This window comes from Actinoplanes sp. NPDC048791 (assembly GCF_040650095.1).
In the GTDB taxonomy this organism is placed as follows: domain Bacteria; phylum Actinomycetota; class Actinomycetes; order Mycobacteriales; family Micromonosporaceae; genus Actinoplanes.
In genome coordinates this window covers 1-5078 of sequence record NZ_JBEZGQ010000628.1, presented here as the reverse complement: position 1 = coordinate 5078, position 5078 = coordinate 1, and the positions used below count along the sequence as shown (strand labels likewise).

6 protein-coding genes are annotated in these 5078 nt (G+C 70.8%); 4 read left to right on the top strand and 2 right to left on the bottom strand.

Features of this window, described 5'->3' with window-relative positions; translation table 11 throughout:
• Together AB0C29_RS33050 and AB0C29_RS33045 are read left to right on the top strand one after the other, a co-directional pair.
• A partial coding sequence (locus AB0C29_RS33050; RefSeq protein ID WP_360828584.1) for a class I SAM-dependent methyltransferase occupies window positions 1–699 on the top strand: 699 nt, incomplete at its 5' end.
• Between the two features lie 2 nt (window positions 700–701).
• Entirely contained in the window at window positions 702–1298 is a 597-nt protein-coding gene (locus AB0C29_RS33045; protein ID WP_360828581.1) for an MBL fold metallo-hydrolase, read from the top strand.
• Between the two features lie 4 nt (window positions 1299–1302).
• Here AB0C29_RS33045 and AB0C29_RS33040 read toward each other — a convergent pair whose 3' ends face one another.
• Complete coding sequence (locus AB0C29_RS33040; protein ID WP_360828578.1) at window positions 1303–2769, bottom strand: family 43 glycosylhydrolase; 1467 nt, start codon at window positions 2767–2769, stop codon at window positions 1303–1305.
• 19 nt (window positions 2770–2788) lie between these two features.
• The gene (locus AB0C29_RS33035) at window positions 2789–3826 is read right to left on the bottom strand and encodes an arabinan endo-1,5-alpha-L-arabinosidase (protein WP_360828575.1); all 1038 of its coding nucleotides are present in this window, start codon (window positions 3824–3826) and stop codon (window positions 2789–2791) included.
• A 244-nt stretch (window positions 3827–4070) separates the two neighbouring features.
• Here AB0C29_RS33035 and AB0C29_RS33030 point away from each other — a divergent pair, with 244 nt between their 5' ends.
• Together AB0C29_RS33030 and AB0C29_RS33025 are read left to right on the top strand one after the other, a co-directional pair.
• Window positions 4071–4346 carry a hypothetical protein gene (locus AB0C29_RS33030; RefSeq protein ID WP_360828573.1) on the top strand — a complete coding sequence of 92 codons (276 nt, stop codon included), beginning with the start codon at window positions 4071–4073 and terminating at the stop codon, window positions 4344–4346.
• An 82-nt stretch (window positions 4347–4428) separates the two neighbouring features.
• Window positions 4429–5078, top strand: a 650-nt coding sequence (locus tag AB0C29_RS33025) for a hypothetical protein (protein WP_360828570.1), incomplete at its 3' end; no start/stop codon positions are given.

Here is a 5078-nt window from a genome sequence, read left to right as displayed (position 1 = left end):
CAGTGCCGACCAGGCCGTCGGTCCCGCCGACCCGGGCCTGACCTGCTCGATGTGGGGTGCGGCACCGGCATCGCGGCCCGCCAGTTCCAGGCGGCCGGCTGCGAGGTGCTCGGGGTCGAGCCCGACAGCCGGATGGCCGACTTCGCCCGGGCCCGCGGCCTGCCGGTCGAGGTGGCGACGTTCGAGGGTTGGGAGCCGGCCGGCCGGATGTTCGACGCGGTGACCGCGGCCCAGTCGTGGCACTGGATCGACCCGGTCGCCGGCTCGCGCAAGGCGGCCGAGGTGCTGCGCCCGCGGGGCCGGCTGGCGATCTTCAGTCACGTCTTCGAGCCGCCCGCCGAGGTGGCCGAGCCGTTCGCCGCGGCCTTGCACAGGGCGGCGCCGGACCTGCCCTTCGGCAAGATGCCGGCCGGGCCGGCGCTCGAGATGTATCAGGCGGGGTACGCGAAGATCGCCGACACGATCCGCGAGGCGGGGCGGTTCGCCGAGCCCGAGCAGTGGCGCTTCGACTGGGAGCAGGCTTACACACGCGACGAATGGCTGGCGCTGCTGCCGACCACCGGTGGCCTCACCCGGCTGCCACCCGACAAGATGGCCGGCATCCTGGACGCGGTCGGTGCCGCGATCGACGAGCTCGGCGGAGGCTTCACGATGCGATACACGACCTTGGCGGTCAGCGCTGTGCGAGCAGGCCGGTAACCGTGCGGATCACCAAGTTCACCCACGCGTGCGTGCGGCTGGAAGAGGACGGCCGCGTGCTGGTCATCGATCCCGGCACCTGGAGTGAGCCCGCCGCGCTCATCGGCGCGGACGCCGTCCTGGTCACCCACGAGCACACCGACCACATCGACGTGCTGCGCCTGGCGGGCCTCGGCGGGCCCGTTCACGCCCCGGCCGGAGCGGACATCGCCCGGATCGATGTCATCCCCGTCTCCCCGGGCGACACCTTCACGGCTGAGGGCTTTTCGGTGGCGGCCGTCGGCGGCCGGCACGCCCCGATCCACGACGGGCAGCCGGACTGCCCGAATCTCGGCTACGTCGTGGAGGGAGCCGTCTACCACCCGGGCGACTCCCTCCACGTTCCGCGGCAACCGGTCGACACGCTCCTCGTCCCCGCCCAGGGCTCCTGGCTGAAGATGGGAGAGGCCATCGACTTCGTCAGAGCGGTCAACCCGCGACGCGCCTTCGCCATCCATGACGGCCAGGTCAACGATCGCGGGCTGGCCAGCATCAACGGCTGGCTGACCGAAGCCACCGACAACGGCTACCGCTACCTCGCACCCGGCGAGTCGCTCTGAGCCGTTACTCGCCCGAGGGGGCCGGCAAGGTGGTGCCCAGGCGGACCGGCGTACCGAAATTCGGTGTGCCATCAGCGTTCCAGGTGAACTTCTGCGCGCGGGTGGAACGGTTCATGTCGCAGCCACCGGAGGCGGAGTCGTTGGCGTGGTAGACGATCCAGTCCTCGGTGCCGTCCGGTGACTTGAAGAAGCCGTTGTGGCCGGGGGCGTAGACGCTGTTGGCGTCGCTGCGCTGGAAGACCGGGGTCGACTTCTTGGTCCAGTGCGCCGGGTTCATCGGGTCGGTGCCGGTCAGCGTGAGCAGGCCCAGCTTGTAGTCCGGTCCCCAGCAGGCCGAGGCCGAGTAGACGACCATCACCTTGCCGTTGTGGTACAGCGGCTCCGGCCCCTCGTTGACCGCGCCGGTCTGCCGCTCCCAGCTCAGCGTCGGCGAGCTCAGCCGTACCCGGGAACCGGTCAGGGTCCACGGGTTGCTGAGCCGCTGGATGAAGTTGCTCTGCCCGGCCCCGTCACCGCCGTAGGTACCCATCAGGTACAGGCCGCTGCCCACCTTCAGCACGCTCGCGTCCAGCTGCCAGTCGGTGCCCAGATCGGCCTTGAACGTGTACGGGCCCATCGGATCCGTCCCGGCCGACTCCAGCACGTGCAGCCGCTGCGTCGGGTTGTAGTCCGAGACGTTCTGACCGGCCACGTAGTACAGGTACCAGCGGTTGCCGTTCGGGCCGTTGAGCAGATGGAACTCGGGCGCCCACATGTTGCAGCAGCCGTTGGCCCGGCCGGCCAGGTTGAAGACCGTGGTGTCGGCGGCGGTCGCCAGCCCGGCCAGGGTGCTCGACCGGCGCATCGTGACAGTCGAGTTCCACGTCGTCGTGGCCAGGTAGTAGAAGCCGTTGTGGTACTGCAGCCACGGGTCCGGCCCGTTGCGTTTGATCGGGTTGGTGAAGGAGCCGGCCGTGGCGGCCAGCGAGATCAGCTGCCACTGCTGGTTGGCGCCGTCCAGATCCTGGTACTGCGAGACCATCGCGCCGTCGGCGGTGCTCCACTGCCAGACCTCGACGGCCTTGCCGCTGGAGCGGTTGATCAGCCGGGCGTATCCGCCGGCCGAGTCGGCCAGGCGGAACTGCTGGCGGGCGTCGTTACGGTCGGCGTTCTGCACGAGCTGGATGCCGTCGGTGCTGCTGGGCAGGTCGAGGACCTTGCCGCTGTGCACCGACTGCACCCGGTACCAGCCGCCGCCCGAGTCCAGGAAGCGCCACTGCTGCCAGGCGCCGTCGTTGCGGGCGTACTGGTTGATCGCGGCACCGTCGGTGGTGGCCAGGTTGTAGACGTCGAGGGCCTTGCCGCTGTTCCGGTTGACCAGCACGTACGGCACGTTCGGTTGCACCGTGGCGGCTTCGGCGGCCGGGACGGCGATCGCCGTGCCCACCGCCGCGAGCATCGTCACCACACCGGTGAGCAGGATCCTTCGCATCGTCGGGTCTCCTTCGCGATCAGTGGACGAACGGCCAGCCGGCCGCGTCGTACCCGATGAGGTTGATGCCGAGGTTCGCGGCACCGCTGTCGGTGTAGTAGTGGTAGATCAGCAGCTCGGAATCGGTGTCGGCCAGGACGGCCTGGTGGCCCGGGCCGTGGATGCTGCCGTGCCCGGCGAGAACCTGGGTGCCGCCACCGGAGTTCAGATCAACCCCGTTGCGGTCGAGGAACGGCCCGGTCGGGCGGCCCGAGCGGCCGACCATGATCCGGTACGTGCTGGCCGCACCCTGGCAGCACCGGTCGAAGGAGGCCCACTGGTAGTAGTAGGCGCCGTGCTTGAAAACGAACGGCGCCTCGATCGCGCCCCCACCCCGGCCGGCGATGCTGCGCAGGGTGGTGTCGGCGCGCTTGCCGGTCGACGGGTTCAGGGCCACCAGCTTGATGCCGGACCAGAACGAGCCGAAGCTCAGCCACCAGGCCCCCGAGTCGTCCACGATCAGGTTGGGGTCGATCGCGTTGTAGTTGTCCGAGGTCCGTGACTCGACGACCAGGCCCCGGTCGGTCCACGTCCCGGAGGCCCCGGTCGGGCTGGTGGCCAGGAAGATCGCCGAGTGGTTGGACCCGAACGACGAGGCCGAGTAGTACAGCCAGTACTGCCCGTTGTGGAACGAGATGTCGGGCGCCCAGAGGTTGCGGCTGCCGGCGGTGTAGGGCGTGGTCCACGGCGCCCCACCGGGGAAGACCGTGCCCGCGTTGCGGAAGGCCGTCCGGTCCGAGGAGGTCTTCAGCGCGATGTTGTCACCCGTGTGGGCCACGATGTAGGTGCCACCCGGGGTCTTCACCATCGTCGGGTCGTGCACGCCGATGTCGCCCGTGACCAGGCCGGGACCGGGATAGGCGGCCGGGGGCACGGTGGGCGTCGCGGCGGCGGCCGGGGGCGCCGGTGCCGTGGCGGCCTGGGCGTTGACGGCGACCGTCGCGGCGGCGACCAGGGTGGCGGGCGCGGCGGCGGCGAGCACGCCGCGGCGCACGGTTTTCCTGCGTGTCCTGGACATGCATCTCCTCGGGGATGGCGGTGGCCCGTCGCGTCGCGCCTCAACAGTGCGATCAGGGGAAGGGACATCGAGCCATGTAGATGTACCGGTCGATGTTAACGGTCACAATTGTGATGTCAAGGTTTCGGTTATATGAAGACCGCCTGCCGAGTCGTCGTGCTTGGCGTCAGCAGGGCCCAGGTGTCGATGGCCGTGGTCCGTCGCGCTGTCGGCGGTGGTCTGCCGCGCTCGCTACAGTGGAGGCATGGCGACGAGCGACCGGCGCGGACTGCTGCTGCGGTCGCTGCCTGTCCTGGTCCTGCTGACACTCCTGCTGGCCACAGCCCCCCAGCGATCCACTTCACGTCCACAGGCTGCCGTCTCCGCCACCGCCCCGGCCACGGCCACGGCCACGGCGGAAGACCCGGCGACCGAGGCCGCAACGACCGACGACCCGCCGGCCGACCACGTCACCGTCCTCGCGGATCAGTCCACCGCGAGCGCCCGCGGTTCTCGCGCCCCGCCCTTCGCTTCCGCCTGATCACCTGGCCGGCGATCACGCCGCGCGGTGGTCACAGCCTGTCATCGACACGAGCGGACACCTCGACGGACGGACTTCCCCCATGAATCTGATCGCGGAAATGCTGCTGGCCGAGCCCGCCCCGGCGGCGATCTGGGCGACGCTGATGCTCCTGACCTTCCCGGCGCTCCTGCTGCTGGGCAGCCCCGACGCCACGCGTCACCCCCGGCGCGCAGCCCGGGAATGGGTGGCGGCGCTGCGCCGTCACAACGAGGTAGGGCAGGCCGAGGCCGCCCGGGCGACCCGCTGCGCCGAGGAGATCCGCGCGGCCGCCGACCACGCTGCCACGACCGCGCAGCGGTGGCAGCAGCTCTGGGAACAGAGCGAGGACGAGATGAACGCGGCGTGGCAGGCGTGGCTGGACGCCGACGACCGGCTGCGCCAGGCTTTGACCGCGGCGGCCTGGGGCACGCCGCCCACGGCGCGGACCTGCGAGGAGTACGCGGCCCGCGAGCGTTACCTGCTTCGTACGGTGGCCGCAGCCTCCGACCGGGGTGAGCTGCCCGCCGACGCGCACGGGTGGGACGCCCGGCTCCATCCGGCCGAGCAGGACGTCGTGATCGCCCGCGCCTCGAGGGCCTGGCTGCGGGAAAGATACGAGCGTGCCGTCGCCGCGGAACAGGCCGCCCGGCACGACGCCGAGCGCGCCCACCGTGCCGTCGGCAGCCTGCGGCACGAGGCGCACGTCGCCGC

Bases quoted from the DNA above. Each gene is read 5' to 3' on its own strand.
- AB0C29_RS33040 (WP_360828578.1), bottom strand. From the start codon at position 2,769: ATGCGAAGGATCCTGCTCACCGGTGTGGTGACGATGCTCGCGGCGGTG.
- AB0C29_RS33035 (WP_360828575.1), bottom strand. From the start codon at position 3,826: ATGTCCAGGACACGCAGGAAAACCGTGCGCCGCGGCGTGCTCGCCGCC.
- AB0C29_RS33030 (WP_360828573.1), top strand. From the start codon at position 4,071: ATGGCGACGAGCGACCGGCGCGGACTGCTGCTGCGGTCGCTGCCTGTC.